This window comes from Massilia violaceinigra, from assembly GCF_002752675.1.
Lineage (GTDB): Bacteria > Pseudomonadota > Gammaproteobacteria > Burkholderiales > Burkholderiaceae_D > Telluria_A > Telluria_A violaceinigra.
On record NZ_CP024608.1, the window covers coordinates 2781903 to 2798910 of the forward strand.

The 17008-nt window shown below is 63.5% G+C and carries 14 protein-coding genes; 2 read left to right on the plus strand and 12 right to left on the minus strand.

The annotated features are described in order from the left end of the window. The first annotated feature begins 40 nt into the window (after positions 1-40). The gene (locus tag CR152_RS12685; RefSeq protein ID WP_229413370.1) at positions 41-598 is read left to right on the plus strand and encodes a YcxB family protein; all 558 of its coding nucleotides are present in this window, start codon (positions 41-43) and stop codon (positions 596-598) included. 14 nt (positions 599-612) lie between these two features. On the opposite strand, the gene CR152_RS12690 is transcribed toward CR152_RS12685, so the two are convergent. The 12 genes from CR152_RS12690 to miaB all read right to left on the minus strand — a co-directional run bounded on the left by CR152_RS12690 (position 613) and on the right by miaB (position 15987). Then, a complete protein-coding gene (locus tag CR152_RS12690) occupies positions 613-1545 on the minus strand; it encodes a M48 family metallopeptidase (RefSeq protein ID WP_099882280.1) in 933 nt (310 codons plus the stop codon). A gap of 14 nt (positions 1546-1559) precedes the next feature. Further along, entirely contained in the window at positions 1560-2252 is a 693-nt protein-coding gene (locus CR152_RS12695) for a lysophospholipid acyltransferase family protein (RefSeq protein WP_370663854.1), read from the minus strand. Between the two features lie 96 nt (positions 2253-2348). Further along, a complete protein-coding gene (gene gmhB / locus CR152_RS12700; protein WP_099875226.1) occupies positions 2349-2912 on the minus strand; it encodes a D-glycero-beta-D-manno-heptose 1,7-bisphosphate 7-phosphatase in 564 nt (187 codons plus the stop codon). Positions 2913-2923: 11 nt separating this feature from the next. Beyond that, on the minus strand, positions 2924-5011 hold the full coding sequence (gene glyS / locus CR152_RS12705; RefSeq protein ID WP_099882283.1) for a glycine--tRNA ligase subunit beta: 2088 nt from the start codon (positions 5009-5011) through the stop codon (positions 2924-2926). 17 nt (positions 5012-5028) lie between these two features. Beyond that, a complete protein-coding gene (gene glyQ / locus CR152_RS12710; protein WP_099875227.1) occupies positions 5029-5940 on the minus strand; it encodes a glycine--tRNA ligase subunit alpha in 912 nt (303 codons plus the stop codon). A gap of 103 nt (positions 5941-6043) precedes the next feature. Next, entirely contained in the window at positions 6044-7600 is a 1557-nt protein-coding gene (lnt, locus tag CR152_RS12715) for an apolipoprotein N-acyltransferase (RefSeq protein ID WP_099875228.1), read from the minus strand. Then, positions 7600-8478 carry a CorC family transporter gene (locus CR152_RS12720; RefSeq protein ID WP_099875229.1) on the minus strand — a complete coding sequence of 293 codons (879 nt, stop codon included), beginning with the start codon at positions 8476-8478 and terminating at the stop codon, positions 7600-7602. The genes lnt and CR152_RS12720 overlap by 1 nt, the downstream gene beginning before the upstream one ends. Before the next feature lie 273 nt (positions 8479-8751). Next, positions 8752-10356, minus strand: coding sequence for an FAD-dependent oxidoreductase (locus tag CR152_RS12725; protein WP_099875230.1), 1605 nt, complete (start codon positions 10354-10356; stop codon positions 8752-8754). A 176-nt stretch (positions 10357-10532) separates the two neighbouring features. Next, complete coding sequence (locus CR152_RS12730; protein ID WP_099875231.1) at positions 10533-12869, minus strand: hypothetical protein; 2337 nt, start codon at positions 12867-12869, stop codon at positions 10533-10535. 262 nt (positions 12870-13131) lie between these two features. Beyond that, on the minus strand, positions 13132-13596 hold the full coding sequence (gene ybeY, locus CR152_RS12735) for an rRNA maturation RNase YbeY (RefSeq protein ID WP_099875232.1): 465 nt from the start codon (positions 13594-13596) through the stop codon (positions 13132-13134). Beyond that, positions 13580-14629 (minus strand): PhoH family protein, encoded by a 1050-nt coding sequence (locus CR152_RS12740; protein WP_099875233.1) that lies wholly within the window; start codon positions 14627-14629, stop codon positions 13580-13582. The genes ybeY and CR152_RS12740 overlap by 17 nt, the downstream gene beginning before the upstream one ends. Next, positions 14626-15987: a tRNA (N6-isopentenyl adenosine(37)-C2)-methylthiotransferase MiaB gene (gene miaB, locus CR152_RS12745; RefSeq protein WP_099882285.1), complete on the minus strand. Its 1362-nt coding sequence runs from the start codon at positions 15985-15987 to the stop codon at positions 14626-14628. Before miaB ends, CR152_RS12740 begins: the two co-directional genes overlap by 4 nt. Positions 15988-16592: 605 nt before the next feature. On the opposite strand from miaB, the gene CR152_RS12750 reads away from it, so the two are divergent. Then, entirely contained in the window at positions 16593-16934 is a 342-nt protein-coding gene (locus CR152_RS12750; RefSeq protein ID WP_099875234.1) for a hypothetical protein, read from the plus strand. Positions 16935-17008: the final 74 nt, after the last annotated feature.

Genomic DNA, 17008 nt, shown 5'->3' on the forward strand with positions numbered 1-17008 from the left:
GGTACCATGTGACCACAACAAAATAAAACTGGGGAAACGCATGTGGTTCATTCATCCAAAGCCGGTGGGCAGCCGCAAACCCGTCGCCGTGCTGGTTCAACGCGAACGGCTCGATTCAGCGAGCCGCGTCACCATTGACGCGCCGCTGATGCCGCTGCCGGTACTCGGACCGGGCCTGGTGCCGGCGGCCGCGCCGGAAACGGTGCAGTTTTCGGTGCGTTACTCGCTGCCGGAATACGTCAGCTTCATGTGGCAGCATGCCGGATATATCATTCGCCGCCGCCGCATTGGTACTCTTGCTACGTACTGGATGCAAACCAAGAGTACGTCGTCCGCGGCGCTGCATTTCGTCACGCAGGGGCGTTCCCGCAATACCTACGAATTCACGATCGACACGCACGGCATCGTGCGCGCCAGCGGCAGCGGCGTGACCCTGGTACCGTGGGGAGATGTATGCTCGATCCGGCGCTATTCGCGCGGCTTCATGATGGTCCTCAAGCGCGGCACCCTGCCGGTGCCGTTCCGCTGCCTGAGCGCCGCGCAGGGCGAGAGCATGGCCCGCTTCGGCGAGTCGGTGCGGGCCGCCACGCGGCTCTGAGCGCGCGCTGCGCTTCAGGCGGTAAACACCACCGGCATTTCCTGCGAGCGCTGCTTGAGCGCCGTCTTGGCGCCGTCGTAATCGGGATACACCGACTCCACCCTGGCCCAGAAGCGCGCGCTGTGGTTCATTTCGATCAGGTGCGCCAGTTCGTGCGCCACCACGTAGTCGACCAGCGGCAGCGCATAGTGGATCAGGCGCCAGTTCAGGCGGATATGGCCGTCGACCGTGCACGAACCCCAGCGTGTGCCGGCCGACGACAGCGTCAGTGAAGCGTGGCGCACGCCCAGCTTTTCTCCATACAGGTCGAGCCGCTCGGCGAACAGGCGCTTGGCCTCTGCCTGGAACCAGATCTTCACCCGCTCCTGCAACTGCCATTCGGCCAGCCCCGCTACCACGCCCACCGTCAGCACGCGCGCCTGCGCATCGAACTCGCAGCGGCTGCGCGGCGCCTCTTCCAGGCGCAGCGTGATGTTCGCGCCCAGGTAGGGCAGCTGGGCGCCGTCGACCCACACCACGGGCGCGCGTTCCTGGCGCAGCGCGCGCCGCTCGCCCCGTTCGCGCAGCTTGGTGAGGATCCAGCGCTGCTTGGCGCGGATGGCGTTGTCGACGTCGGCCAGGGTGATGCGTTTGGGCGCGGTAACGCGCAGGCCATGGTCGTCGATCATGAAACCGATCGAACGCCGGCTGGAGCGGCGCAATTCAAATTCGAGGTTATGGGAGCCGAGCTGGATGCGCCGCAGCGGCGGCGCGTCCGGGGCGCGCACCGGCGTGGGGAAAACGACTTTGGGCTGCGCCGGCGGCGCCTTGAACAGCGGCTGCGGCGCGATGGACTGTTTTGCGGCCGGTTCCAGCGCCGCAAAAAAATCCTGGGCGAACAGTTCGAGCTGGTCGCCGTTGATCTTGGGAGAAGACTCGGTCTGCTGCGGCGCCGCTGCCTGGATCAGGGCGCCGACCCCACTCAGCCAGCGCTGTAGACGTGGGGCGAAATGACGCGCATTTCGGATTCTATCCAATTTTCTACCTCTTGCATCAAGCTGTCAGGGGTGTGCCCGTCCGGCGAAATCGGCTTGCCGATCGATACCGTGATCACACCGGGGCGTTTCAGAAAAGAGTTCTTGGGCCAGCATTCACCTGAATTATGCGCGATCGGCACCACCACCGCATTGGTTTCGATCGCCAGGCGCGTTCCACCGCTTTTGTATTTACCTTTTTGTCCGACCGGGATGCGCGTCCCTTCAGGGAACATGATAATCCATTGGCCGTCGGCCAGGCGTCGTTTGCCATGTGCCACCACGTGCTTGAAGGCGTTCTTGCCTTGCTTGCGGTCGATCGGAATCATGCGCAAGAGCGCCATGCCCCAGCCGAAGAAGGGGATATACAAAATCTCCTTCTTGAAGACGTAGACCAAGGGACGGGTCAGGTTCGGCAGCAGGAAAATCGTCTCCCACGCCGACTGGTGCTTGGAGAGCACGATGGCCGGTTCGTCGGGCAGGTTGTCGTAGCCCTTGAATTCGTAGCGGATGCCGCAAATGACCTTGGCGCACCAGATCACGAAGACGTTCCAGCGCGAGGTGACCCAGAAGCGTTTGTTATACGGCAGCGGCGCGGCCAGGAAGCACACGCAGGCCCACACGATGGTGGCGACTGCCATGACCACGGTAAACAGCAGGGAACGCAGGAACAGAATGGTATGAAGCAAAGAAGTCTCCGGGGATGCGTGAGTCGGTGAGGGAGTCGGATACGACAATCAGATGGGGATATGCGCTGCCGCGGCATTGACCTTGAGCAGCGCGCTGACCATCGTCGCCAGGTCGGGGAAGACCTGGGTACCGGGCGGAAGGCCGCCGGTTTCGCGCGTCTTTTCGCCCTTGCCGGTCAGGACCAGGTAGGGCGTGCAGCCGCTGATGAAACCGGCCTGCAGGTCGCGCAGCGAATCGCCCACGGTCGGCACGCCTTTCAGGCTGATTTTGAAGCGCTTGGAGATTTCATCGAACATGCCGGGCTTCGGCTTGCGGCAGTCGCAGTTGTCGATGGCCGCATGCGGACAAAAGAAGATGGCGTCGATGGCCGCGCCGACCTGCTGCGCGCTGGCGTGCATCTTCTGGTGAATCGCGTTGAGGATCGCCATGTCGAACAGTTCGCGCGCAATGCCCGACTGGTTCGAGGCGATGACCACCCGATAACCCGCCTGGTTCAGGCGGGCGATCGCTTCGAGCGAGCCGGGAATCGGAATCCATTCCGCCGGCGACTTGATAAAGGCCGGCGAATCGTGGTTGATGACGCCGTCTCGATCGAGGATGATCATCTTCATGCAGCTCTCTCCTAGGCCGCCAGCTTGGAAATGTCGGCGACGCGGTTCATCATGCCATGCAGGACCGACAGCAGCGCCAGACGGTTATTGCGCAGCGCCAGATCTTCGTCCATCACCATGACGTCGTCGAAGAATCTGGCGACGTCGTCGCGCAGCTGGGCCAGGGTTTTCAGCGTGCCGGCAAAGTCGCGCGCCGCAAAAGCCGCATCGATTTGCGGGCGCACGCGCGTAATGGCGGCGAACAGGGCGCGTTCGGCGTCTTCCTTGAGCAGCGCTTCGGATGGCTCGCCGGTGACGGCGCCATTTTTCTTGAGGATGTTGGTGATGCGCTTGTTCGCTTCGGCCAGGGTCACGCTTTCCGGCAGGGCGGCAAAGGCCTTCACCGCGTCGAGGCGCTCGACGATGTCGTGCAGGCGGTCCACGTGCGACGTGAGCACGGCTTCGACTTCGTTGGCGGAGAAGCCACGCTCGCGCAGCACGCCGCGCAGGCGGTCGAACATGAAGGCGCGCACGTCGAGCACCGGATCGGTGAAGCCGGCGATGCCTTCGAAGCGCGCGTTGGCGTAACCGAGCAACGCGATGATCGACACGTCCATGCGCTTTTCGACCAGCATGCGCAGCACGCCCAGCGCGTGGCGGCGCAGTGCGAACGGATCTTTTTCGCCGGTTGGCTGCAGGCCGATGCCCCAGATGCCGACCAGCGTTTCGAGCTTGTCGGCCAGCGCCACGGCGGTGCCGGTGTCGGTCGACGGCAGGGTGTCGCCAGCGAAGCGCGGCTGATAGTGTTCGGTCGCGGTCAGCGCCACTTCTTCCGGCTCGCCGTCGTGACGCGCGTAGTAGGTGCCCATGATGCCTTGCAGCTCAGGGAACTCGCCCACCATGTCGGTCAGCAGGTCGGCCTTGGACAGTTGCGCGCCGCGCGCGGCCAGCTGTTCGTTGTAGCCCATGGTGTGGGCGATGTCGGTGGCAATGGCCACCACGCGCTGCGAGCGCGCGGCCTGGGTACCCAGCTTGTTGTGATAGACCACATTGGCCAGCAGCGGCAGGCGCGATTCGAGCGTCTTCTTTTTATCCTGCTCGAAGAAGAACTTGGCGTCGGACAGGCGCGGACGCACCACGCGCTCGTTGCCGCCGATGATGTGCTGCGGATCGTCGGTTTCGATGTTGGACACGATCAAAAAGCGCGAACGCAGCTTGCCCTCGGCATCGGTCAGTGCAAAATACTTCTGGTTGGTCTGCATGGTGAGGATCAGGCATTCCTGCGGCACGGCCAGGAACTCTTCCTCGAAGTGGCATTCGTAGACCACGGGCCACTCGACCAGCGCCGAGACTTCATCCAACAGCGACTCGGGCATCAGGACCTGGTCGGCGCCAGCCTTTTGCAGCAGGGCGCTGCGGATTTTTTCCTTGCGCGCGTCGATGTTGGCGATGACCTTGCCCTGCGATTCGAGCGTGGCCGCGTACTGGTCGGCATGCGCGATCGCAAGGGGCGCGCCGTCGGTCAGGAAGCGGTGGCCGAGCGTCTGCTTGCCGGCTGCCAGTCCAAGCAGGGTCAAAGGCACGACGGCCTCGCCATGCAGGGCGACCAGCTTGTGAGCCGGACGCACGAACTGCACGGTGGTGCCGTCCGGACGCTGATAGCTCATTAATTTGGGGATCGGCAGCTTGGCGGCGGATTCTTCCAGCGCGGCCTGCAGGCCGGTGTGCAGCGCGCTGCCAGCCACGCTGCGGGTGTAGAACAGGCTTTCGGCCTTGCCGTCCACGGCGCGTTCGAGCGTGCTGATATCGAGGTCCGGCACGCCCAGTGCGGCCAGCTTCTTGGCCAGCGGCGCAGTGCCCTTGCCGTCGGCATCGAGCGCGACGCTGACCGGCAGGACTTTTTCGCGCACCGATTTATCGGGCGACATGGCGCGCACGCCGGTGATCGAGACGGCCAGGCGGCGCGGCGAGGCGTAGGCGGTAGCCACGCTGTCGTCGCCGAGGAAGTCGCGCGATTTCAAACCGTTAGCGATGCCGGCGGCGAAAGCCGCACCCAGTTTGGCCAGCGCTTTTGGGGGCAGTTCTTCGGTCAGCAATTCGACCAGTAAGGTGTTGTTCATCATTCTAATTTTATCTTTCAGGCGGCGAGCGGCGCTTTGGGAGCCATCGGGAATCCCAGCTTTTCGCGCGAGTCGTAATAGGCTTGTGCGACCAGGCGCGACAGCGTGCGCACGCGCCCGATGTAGGCGGCGCGTTCGGTGACCGAAATGGCGCCACGCGCGTCGAGCATGTTGAAGCTGTGCGAGGCCTTCATGATCTGCTCGTACGCCGGCAGGGTCAGTTCGAGTTCGATCAGGCGCTTGGCTTCCGATTCGTGGTTGGCGAACTGGGTAAACAGCAGGTCGGTGTTGGCGTGCTCGAAGTTATAGGTCGATTGCTCGACTTCGTTCTGATGGAATACGTCGCCGTAGCTGAGCGACTTGGTCGTACCGTTTTCTTCCCACTCGGTCCAGACCAGGTCGTACACATTCTCGACGCCCTGCAGGTACATGGCCAGGCGTTCGATGCCGTAGGTAATTTCGCCGAGCACCGGCTTGCAGTCCAGGCCGCCCACTTGCTGGAAATAGGTAAATTGCGTCACTTCCATGCCGTTCAGCCAGACTTCCCAGCCCAGGCCCCAGGCGCCCAGGGTCGGGCTTTCCCAGTCATCCTCGACGAAGCGCACATCGTTCTTTTGCAGGTCGAGGCCGAGCGCCTTGAGCGAGCCGAGGTACAGATCGAGAATGTTTTCCGGCGCCGGTTTCAGGACCACCTGATACTGATAGTAGTGCTGCATGCGGTTCGGGTTTTCGCCATAGCGGCCATCTTTCGGGCGGCGCGACGGCTGCACGTAGGCGGCACGCCAGGGTTCCGGTCCGATCGCGCGCAGGAAGGTGCCCGTGTGAAAGGTGCCCGCGCCGACTTCCATATCGTATGGCTGGAGCAAGGCGCAGCCCTGCTTGTCCCAGTAGGTTTGCAAGGTCAGGATAATTTGTTGAAATGTGAGCATCTTGGTGGCTGTCGCGCGGCTGACGGCGCGAACGAATGAGTTTGCTAAAACGACCAATTTTAGCGGGTTTTAGCGGGACGCTGGGGGGCAAGTGACGACAATGTCATGTTTGCTGCGTTTTTGCATAATTGCGACCGGAAAACCAGGCAAAACCCAGTGCCAGCGCCGCCAGTGCGAGGAGCAGATAATTACCCATGCGAATGAACGGCGTCATGCCGCCCATTCCTTGCACCTGGGCAGACAAGGTGCCGTGCGTGTACATCGGCAAGGCATTGACGATCTTGCCGCGGCCATCGATCACGACCGTCGCGCCGGTGTTGGTGGCGCGCAGCATCGGGCGGCCGGTTTCCAGCGAACGCATCTGCGACATCTGCACATGCTGGGGAATCGCCACCGATTCGCCGAACCAGGCCAGGTTCGAGACATTAAGCAGCATCGTGGCCGGCTGCGGCATGTTGCGCAGTTGCATGGCAATTTCTTCACCGAAGACGTCTTCATAGCAGACATTCGGCAACACCAGCTGGTCCTTGACGGCAAACGCGCTCTGGACTTCGGCGCCGCGGCTCATGTCGCCCAGCGGAATGCGCATCATGTCGACGAACCAGCGGAAACCCAGCGGCACGAACTCGCCGAAGGGCACCAGGTGGTGCTTGTCGTAGCGGTAAGATTGTCCGGACGGGCTGAAACCGACCGCGCTATTGGCATAGCTGCCGGGGCCGTCGGACATGGGAATGCCGAACAGCACGTGGCTGCCAGTGTCGGCTGCAAATTTCTTAAGTGATGGCAAATAATCGGGCGGCAGGTACTCAGGCAGGCTGGCGACGGCCGTTTCCGGCAGGGCGATCAGGTCGGCCGGCTGGGCGGTGATCATGCCCCGATACATTTCCAGTGCACGCATGACATGTTCCGGATCAAACTTTTTCTTTTGTTCGACATTGCCCTGCATCAGGCGCACGCTGATCGGCTGACCCTGCGGTGCGGTCCAGGCGACAAACGTCAGGCCGTAGCCGGCCGCGAGGATGGCGCCGAGCAAACCCATGCCGGGCCAGCGCGCGCGCTGGGTCAGCATGACGATGCAACTGGCGCACACGGCGGCAATCACCCCGATGCCGTACACGCCGACGATGGGCGCGTAACCGCCGAGCGGGCTGGCGTTATGCGCGTAACCGGTGGCAACCCAGGGGAAGCCGGTCATGATCCAGCCGCGCATCCAGTCCGACAAGCCCCAGGCGAACGGCAATACCAGCAGGAGGAAACTGGCGACCGGCAGCGACCAGCGCCGCCGCAGCCAGGTGGAAATGCCGGCGGCGAAGGCGCCGAACAAGCCCATGTACAGGCCCAGCAGGCACACGGCCGCCACCGCCATCGGTCCCGGAATGTTGCCGAAACGATTCATGGTGATATACAGCCAGTGCATCCCAGCAACCGACCAGCCGAAGCCGAAGGCCCAGCCGATCAGGCTGCTGCGGCGGACATTGGTGTCCATGCCGACCTGGTAGAACAAAAAAGCGAGCGCGAGAATTTGCAGCGGCCACCAGCCGATGGGCGCGAACGCCAGCACGCTGGTCGCGCCGGCGAGGGCGGCGAACAGCATGGGCAGCAGCGTGGTGCGGGGGACGCGCAGCGCCGGATCGAGCGGAACGGTCGAGCGGCGCAACATCAATCGTGTTCGTCTTCGGGCAGCGGCAGTTTTTCTACCAGCAAGACGTGAACCTGGCGCGCGTCGGCGCGCAGCACCTCGAAGCGCAGGTTGGCGACATCGAACACGTCGCCCTTGTGCGGCATGCGGCCGAGATGGCTGGCAACGAGGCCGCCGATGGTATCGACGTCGTCTTCCGGCAGGCTGGTGCCGAGTTCTTCGTTGAACTGGCTGATCTCGGTCAGCGCCTTGATGCGCCAGCGCGCGCCGAACTGGCCTTCCTTGATCGACAGAATGTTGTCTTCTTCTTCATCGAAATCGTATTCGTCTTCGATGTCGCCCACGATCTGCTCAAGCACGTCTTCGATCGTGATCAGACCGGCAACGCCGCTGTATTCGTCGACGACGATGGCCATGTGATTGTGATTGGCGCGGAAATCGCGCAGCAGCACATTCAGGCGTTTCGATTCGGGGATGAAGATGGCCGGACGCAGCATGTCGCGTACGTCGAAAGTTTCTTCGGCGTAATAGCGCAGCAAGTCCTTGGCCAGCAGGATGCCGATGACCTTATCGCGTTCGCCTTCGATGGCAGGAAAGCGCGAGTGGGCTGTTTCCAGCACCTGCGGCATCCATTCCTCGATCGGCTTGCTGATGTCGATGACGTCCATCTGCGAGCGCGGGACCATGATGTCGCGCGCGGACAGGTCCGAGACCTGGAACACCCCTTCGATCATGGACAGCGCATCGGCGTCGATCAGGTTGCGTTCATGGGCGTCGTGCAGGACTTCAAGCAGCTCGGCGCGGTTTTCGGGCTCGGGAGAGATCAGTGCGGTCAGGCGTTCAAACAGTGACCGGTGGGTCTTGGCGTCCGTTCGGACGTCATAAGGGTGCTCTGGCATAGTTGGCGTGAGCCGTTGTTGCGATAGGCGTAGGATACACCAAAAGCGCAATTGCCTGTTTTTTGAGCGGAGTGGGGGTATGCATGTGGGGATCGATGGTGTTCGTCTAACCCCTGTCGCTCCCGTGCAAATCCCCCGCCGTCCCGGCGCAAATTTCCCGTCGCCCCCGCGAAGGCGGGGGCCCAAGTTGTCTCCGCAGCCGACGGCTAAGCCACGAACTTGGGCCCCCGCCTTCGCGGGGGCGACGAGGTACGCGCAGAGGCGACGGGAACGTCAATCAGTCCTGCGCTCTTCTCCCGCTGCCGGATGCGTCCCAGCACCCGTTTCTCCTTCCAGCGTGGCCGTCGTCAGCGCGCGCCTCGCAGGCCCGTGCAGCACCTCCCCGTCGGGCGCGAAGCGCGAGCCATGGCATGGGCAGTCCCACGACTTTTCGCCCGCGTTCCAGTGCACCGCGCAGCCCAGGTGCGTGCACGCCGCCGATACCGCCTGCAGCCCGCCATCCTCGCCGCGATACACCGCCAGCAGTCGCCCGCCGTCGCGCAGCAGCGCGCCTTCGCCGCTGGCAATCTGGTCGGCGCTTTCCACGTCGCCGCCGCGCAGCCAGTCGGTGTACTGGGCCAGCGTGTTGGCCTGCTCGGTAATGAAATCGCCCAGCCCGTGCAGCATCTTGCGCGACGGCGAATACAGCTCGGCCCACGCATTGCTGCGCCCGACGATCAGGTCCGTCACGAGAATCGCCCCGGCCGTGCAGTGCGTCATGCCGTTACCGGAGTCGCCAGTGATCACATACACATTCTCCTGGCCGGCGCGGCTGCGGCCCAAAAAGGCGATGCCGTCGGACGGCTCCATCACTTCGCCCGACCAGCGGTAAGCCACCTCGCCTGCGATCGGAAAGCGCTGGCGCGTCCACGCTTCGATTTCGTCATAGCGATGCTGGGGATGCGCATCCTGCCCGCTCTTGTGATCCTGCCCGCCCACGATCAGCAGTTCATGGTCGGCGCCGCTGCCGGCCGACGCCAGGCGCACGTAGTAATACGGATCGCCCGTGTCCCACAGCAGCACGCGCGGCAGCGCATCCTTGGGCACGCGCAGCGCCACCACGTAGCTGCGGTAGGCGGCCTGCTTGGTATGCATGAGAACACGTTCGTTGAACGGCGTATTGGTCGCCACCACCACGGCCGCCGCATCGACCTGTCCATGTTCGGTCGCGACGCGCTGGCGCGCCTGCTCGCCGCGCAGGTCGAGCGCGCGCGTGCGGTCGTAGATGCGGCCACCCAGGCGGTCGATGGCGCGCGCCAGCCCGTCGAGATATTTGAGCGGATGGAACTGGCCCTGGCGCGCAAAGCGCAGGCACGGACCGGTATCGAAGTGCAGGCCCGGCACGCGCTCGAAACGGCGCACGTTCAAACCGAGGCGCGTGGTGATCGCATACTCGCGTTCCAGAATATCGTTCCAGACACCGTCGGGATTGAACAGGTAGCCGTCGAGCCGCTCGAATTCGCAGTCGATATGCTCGGTGCGGACGATGGACTCGACGCAGTCGGTGGCCTTGCGGTAGGAATCGGCCACCAGCGCGGCCTTGTCGCTGCCGAAGCTGCGTTCGATGTCGAAGAAGCGTTCGTCGGGCGGAAAAAAATGCGCGGTGGTGCGCCCGGTTTCGCCGGCGCCCACGCCGAAGGCGTCGAGCACCACCACCGATTTGCCTTCGCGCAGAAGCATGTAGGCAGTGGTCAGGCCCGCGATGCCGGCACCGATCACGCATACATCGGCGCGTTCAATGCTCGTCAGGGGGGAGTAGCGGGGAAGGCTCGCCGTGGCGAGCCAGGCGGATGTCGTACCGTGTACGTCGTTTGCTGCGGCTGTTTTTGCTGCTGTCATTGGCAGGTTCCTCCTGTCTTGGTTTTCCTCTTTTTGAGAAAACCAAGTAGACCCTGCCCTGCCAGTTGCTACAGTGCGATGGCGTACAAAACCGGGTGAGCGGAGTTACCTTTTCATGTAGGCCTGCTAGCCGCGCGCGAGTGCGGGAAATACTACATTGCCGCACCGGCCACCACTTACACCATCGCGCCGCCCTTCCACGCGCTGACCAGTTCCTGCGGCCAGAACTGGCGCGGGGCGATCATCAGGCACAAGGTGTCCGGGTGCGTGAGCACCGGGAACCACGCGCCCTGCATGACATCGGCCGGCATGTGCTTGCGGATCGCCAGGAAGGCCGAGATCATCACGCGGCGGCGCGTGAGCATGTCCGGCACCGCCAGGTCCTGCGGGCGTTGCAGTTCATTGGCCAGGCACGTGGTGATGTGCTGCAGCGGCGCCGGTGCATCCTTGCCCTTGCCCTTGTACGCAAACAGCTCTTGCGAGACACGTTGCAGGGCTTGCGGCCGCGCTTCAAAATGGCGATCGAGGCTGTACGCCAGCAGCGCCGGCATGTCGTGCGGTCCTTCGGCGAACAGGGCGTTGTTGGCCTGTACCAGCGACGCCCACACCACCATGCCTCGTTCTAGCAGCAGGTGCTGGCGGCGGTAGATGTCGGCCAGGCTGTCGTTGCCCAGCCAGCCCGGATTGTCGGCGTACATCGTACCGTAGTCGGCCGGCGTGGCCGCGCGGCGCCACTTCATGACGGCGTTGCGGATCTGGTCGAGCGCCAGGTCCATCTTGGGTTCGGCCGGCCATTGTTCGATATCGCCCGGCGCCAGCGGGTTGGCTCCGTCGCCGCCCTGCGGCAGCAGCTTGCGCGCGTAGTCCTGCAGCGATTCGGCGCGCGCGTCGGTCAGCAGGGCGCTGATGGTGGCCAGCGGGTAGGTGGTGTATTCGACGCTGTCGAGAAAAACCAGGAAATCGCGCGCGCGCGGGCGCTGCCGCGCAAAGGCGGGATGGGCGCGCACCATGTCGTCGTAGTTCATCCATTGCCACTGGCTGGCGTCGGGCGTATTGCTGCGGATGACTTCACCGAGATAGGCGCCGGCCGCGTCGATCAGGCGCTCGAGCAGCGGCGCCGCGACCTTTCCGGCCGTCTGGCGCTGGCGCACCTGTCCCAGCCAGGCTTCGAGCGGGCGCAGCGAAGCGAAGCTGTAGTCGAGTTTTTCGCGCGGCAGCTGCGCGTCGAGCGGCAGGCCGGCGGCGTCCGCGAAAGCGTCCTGTCCGAGCAGCATGGCGAACAGGCGCGGGATGCGGCAAGCCATGTCGTCGACGCGCGCGCAGGCGCTGGCGTCGCTCACGGCCAACTGGGCATACCAGCGCGCCACGCTGTCGCGGGCGCCGTTGACGATATGGTCGAGCACCTGCAGGTGCGGGTGGCACACACGTCCGCGGTGCGTGCGCACCACCATCAGGCGCTGCTGGCCGCGCATGACGTAGCCCCACTGGCCGCCGATCTGGCTGGCGATCACGCACCCGAGGTAGCAGCCGGCACGGATCGCCCAGCTGGTGGCGACCGGGCTGCTGAAGGCGACGTTGGCCGGCTGCTTGCTGCGTTCTTGCACGTAGAAGGCGTGCAGCTTGTCGAGCAGGCCGGCCAGCACGGTGATGCTGGTGGCGCTGCCATCGAGGACGATCCGGTATTTGTCGTGCACGTGCGCGACCAGCCTGGCCTGTTCGGCGTGGGCGCTGGCATACACGTCGCGGTCGCTGGCAAAGCCGGGAAGGGGCGCGCTCAGGCCCGGCCCGGGACTGACCATGGTGGCGCTGTGCGCCAGCGGGCCGAGTTGCGCCGATTCGAGGAACAGCAGCGAGCTTGCGTCGTGCGCGAAGCGGTAGAACGGGTGATATTCGGGGTTGGCGCCGATCGCGGCGTCGACGCGCGCGGCCAGGTTGCGCAGCACGCGCAGGGTGGCCGCATTGCACGCCTCCGGCCGCGTCGCCAGTTCGATCGTCAACTCCTTGGCGGCGACGTCGCCCTGGTCGAACATCTGCATGTGCGGACCGTTGCGGTTGGCGTTGCCGTAGGCCAGGCCGGGGCGGGCCACGGCCGGCAGGCCCGCTTCGAGCTGGTCGGGCCAGAGCTGCTGGGCGCTGTCGACGCGCCGCACGCCGTTGGCGCAGGCGGCGCTGATCGACGGCGGCAGGCCGGGGGCGCCGTGCAGCGGCGTGTAGACCATGTCCAGCGCGTCGTCGAAGGCGGCGCAGCCCAATTCGCGCATGCACTCCCACACCAGCGCGCGCAGGGGCGCGTCGAAACGCGGTCGTTCGAAGCCGACGCACAGCGCGCCGCCGGTGCGCGCGCCGATGATGGTGGCGCCGGCGGCCGTCTGGCCGGCTGCGAAGGTGATTTCAGTGTCGTACAAGCCGCGCCCCAGTTTGCCGTGGCGCGCGAGGATGGAGATCAGGACATCGAAAGGCATGGCTGCGGGCTCGCCGTCGGCGAATCGCTGCAGGTAAAGAAAAGTGGTCACGGAGGTCCAGGAAAAGGTGCTGTGCCGCGCAAGAGCGCCGCCGTACTGACGATTTAAATTTTTCCGTATGGTACTTCAGAGGCCAGTCCCGGGTCCATCAAAGTGTTAGCATTGTGGCATGAAAGTGACACGTGCCGTTGTGGAAGCGCTGCCGCAACCGGAAGCGGGTCCTGGCTGTGCAAATGGGGAGGGATGGGGCGCGCGGCTGGGGCGCGGACGCCGAGGGCCGGAATGCGTGGACACGGCGTGCCCACGCGGAGCATCAGGACGCGTAAGGGTCGGGGTAGCCGAGAGCGGCGAGGATGTCGCGTTCGAGCTGCTCCATCTCGGTCGCTTCGTCGTCGTCGTCATGGTCGTAGCCCTGCGCGTGCAGCACGCCGTGCACGATCAGGTGGGCGCTGTGCTCTTCCACGGTTTTCTTCTGTTCCAGCGCCTCTTTTTCAAGCACGTCGGTGCACAGGATGATGTCGGCGCGGGTCGGCTCGTCCCCGGCGATGTCTTCGCCTTCGTTGTAGGCGAAGGTCAGCACATTGGTGGCGTAATCCTTGGCGCGGTAGTCGCGATTGAGGATGCGGCCTTCCTCGGCGTCGACGAAGCGGATGGTCAGTTCGGCCGGCGCGAGCAGCGCCGCCTGCACCCAGCGCCGCACTTTCTGGCGCGTGATCGATTCCTGCAGGCGGGCGTCCGGATACTGGACCGAGAGGGAAAGCTTATTTTTTGCGGACATTTTTAGCTGCGGCGGGTTTCGGCAAGGCCACCAGGTCTTCGACCGAGGCGGCGCTCTCGTAGGCATCGACGATGCGCGCCACCAGCGGGTGGCGCACCACATCGGCGCTCGAGAATTGGGTAAAGGCGATTCCGCGCACGTCTTTGAGCACATGCACGGCGTCGCTCAAGCCGCTTTTTTGCGTCTTGTGCAGGTCGACCTGGGTGACGTCGCCGGTGACCACGGCCTTGCTGCCGAAGCCGATCCGGGTCAGGAACATCTTCATCTGTTCGACCGTCGTGTTCTGGGCTTCGTCGAGAATGACGAAGGCGTGATTGAGCGTGCGCCCGCGCATGTAGGCCAGCGGGGCGATCTCGATCACCTGTTTCTCGAACATTTTCTGGGTGCGGTCGAAACCGAGCAGGTCGTACAGCGCGTCGTACAGAGGGCGCAGGTACGGATCGATCTTCTGGGTCAGGTCGCCCGGCAAAAAGCCGAGGCGTTCGCCCGCTTCCACCGCGGGGCGGGTCAGGATGATGCGCTTGACGGCGTCGCGCTCCAAGGCATCGACCGCGCAGGCCACCGCCAGGTAGGTCTTGCCGGTACCGGCGGGACCGACGCCGAAGCTGATGTCGTGTTCGAGGATCGAGCGCAGGTACTGGATCTGGTGCGGGGTGCGTCCGCGCAGGTCGTGGCGGCGGGTTTTCAGCACCGGGCTGTTGATTTCGATGTCGGGCAGCGCTTCGGTCGGCGTGCTGTCCGGGCTGTGCTGGCTGTGCAGGCCGGAGCGCTGTTCGACCAGCGCCAGCTGCACTTCCTCGATCGGAACGATCTTGTTGGCGACTTCGTAGAAGCGCTCCAGGATCTGGACCGCGTGTTCGGCGTTATGGCCGCTGACGATGAATTTTTCGCCGCGCCGGAAGATGGTCACGTCGAGCGCGGACGAAATCTGGCGCAGGTTTTCGTCGAGCGGTCCGCACAGGTGGGCCAGCCGCGTGTTGTCGAGCGGCTCGGGAATGAAGTAGTGAGGCTGGATAGGTGTCTTGGTTTTCAACTGGCGCAGGCTAAAGTGTCACCGCGCGCAACGAGTTCGCCGCGCAGGGTGTAGTTAAAACTCTCGGTGATGCGCACGTCGGCCATCTGGCCGATCAGCGCGCTCGCATTGATGCCGGGTTCAAAATTGACGACCCGGTTGTTTTCGGTGCGGCCCTGCAGTTCGGCGGCGTTCTTCACGGACGGGCCTTCGACCAGGATGCGCTGCACGGTGCCGACCATGGCGGCGCTGTACTTGCGCGTGTTGGCGTCGATCGCCGCCTGCAGCTGCTGCAGGCGCGCCAGCTTGACCTCGTGCGCGGTGTCGTCGGCCAAGTTGGCGGCCGGGGTGCCGGGGCGCTTGCTGAAGATGAAGCTGTAGCTGGTGTCGAAACCGACGTCCGCGATCAGTTTCATCATGGCGTCGAAGTCGGCCTGGGTCTCGCCCGGGAAGCCGACGATGAAGTCGGACGAAATCGACATGTTCGGGCGCACCGCGCGGATGCGGCGGATGATCGACTTGTATTCGAGGCCGGTGTAGCCGCGCTTCATGGCGGCGAGGACATTGTCGGCGCCATGCTGGGCCGGCAGGTACAGGTGGTCGACCAGCTGCGGGATCTTGGCGTAGGCGTCGATCAGGCGCTGGGTGAATTCCTTCGGGTGGCTGGTGACGAAGCGAATCCGTTCGATGCCGGGAATGTCGGCCACGTATTCGAGCAGCAGGGCGAAGTCGGCGATCTCGCCGCCTTCCATGACGCCGCGGAAGGCGTTCACGTTCTGGCCGAGCAGGGTGATTTCCTTCACGCCCTGGGCGGCAAGGCCGGCCACTTCGGTCAGCACATCCTCGAAGCGGCGCGAGACTTCCTCGCCGCGGGTGTAGGGCACCACGCAGTAGCTGCAGTATTTGCTGCAGCCTTCCATGATCGACACGAAGGCCGAGGCGCCGTCGACCTTGGCCGGCGGCAGATGGTCGAATTTTTCTATTTCGGGAAAGCTGATGTCGACCTGGGCGTCGCCGCTGGCGCGGCGCTCGCGCATCATCTGCGGCAGGCGGTGCAGCGTTTGCGGGCCGAACACCATGTCGACGTAGGGCGCGCGCTTGACGATGGCCGCGCCTTCCTGCGAGGCAACGCAGCCGCCGACGCCGATCAGCAGGTCGGGACGCGCCAGCTTGAGCTCGCGCAGGCGGCCGAGATCGGAAAACACTTTTTCCTGCGCTTTTTCGCGCACCGAGCAGGTATTGAGCAAAATGACATCGGCGTCTTCCGGCGTGTCGGTGCGTACCAGGCCGTCGGAAGCGCCGAGCACGTCGGCCATCTTGTCCGAGTCGTACTCGTTCATTTGGCAACCGAAGGTTTTGATGAAGACTTTTTTCTGCATGGAATGATCAACGTGGCGCTGCAGCCTGGTTTCAGGCGGGGTTGCCAGTTTATCGTAAATCAGCGGGGGCGGCCATTCCCGCGACACGCACGCTTCGCGGGGCCGTTCATTGCGCAAGATCAACTGTCGAGCTAGCCACCCGTCACTCTTGCGTATCGCGGAGAAAAGTTTCGCACAATAATCTTTCACAATTGCTTCATTGCACACTACCTATTTCTTCTTGTAAATCAATGAGTTCCGACGGAATTCTAACAACGGACTGAGCACAAGAAATGTTCTTGCGTGCGCCACAATTTATCCCCATGTGTTGAAATGACTATGTGACAAGCTTTCCGGCGGATACCTTGATTTCAAACAATGACACCTATGCGCGGGTAAGTTGTACTAAAGGCATATGAGTCTCATAATTAGTTTGCAATTCAAGTGCGTTGGAAGTGAGTAGCGCAGAGCGCATACGATCCGGGAACGTGCTTTTAAGCCAGTTATCAGATTTATTCTGTTTAATCACGCTCAAGGGCGATTTTCCGGGAACTTATTAAGACGCGTATGGGTCTTTAACATAGTTCGTAACGGCATTATTTCAACCACTCACCACGAGGTAAATCATGGCACACCATGCTCTGGCATCACAGGAAAGTTATAACCCCAACCACCTGCTCGACATTCTGCTTGGCAAGATGCAGCTGAAAAACGATGCTGCGCTGTCGCGCATGCTCGAAGTCGCGCCACCGGTCATCAGCAAGATCCGCCACCACCGTCTGCCGGTTGGCGCCTCGCTCCTGATCCGCATGCACGAAGTGACCGGCATGAGCATTCGCGACCTGCGCGACCTGATGGGCGACCGCCGCACCAAGTATCGCCTGTCCGATGCCCAAGGCCGTCCAAAGGCGACCGAGGAAAAAAGCACGCCACCAGACGCCTCGACGTCCGGAAACTATGCGCACTAAGTCCTCCGGCATGGCGGTTTCAGCTGTCTTGCCAGCGGAACGGGGCGCCTGATTCCGCCTCTGCACGCAGAGGC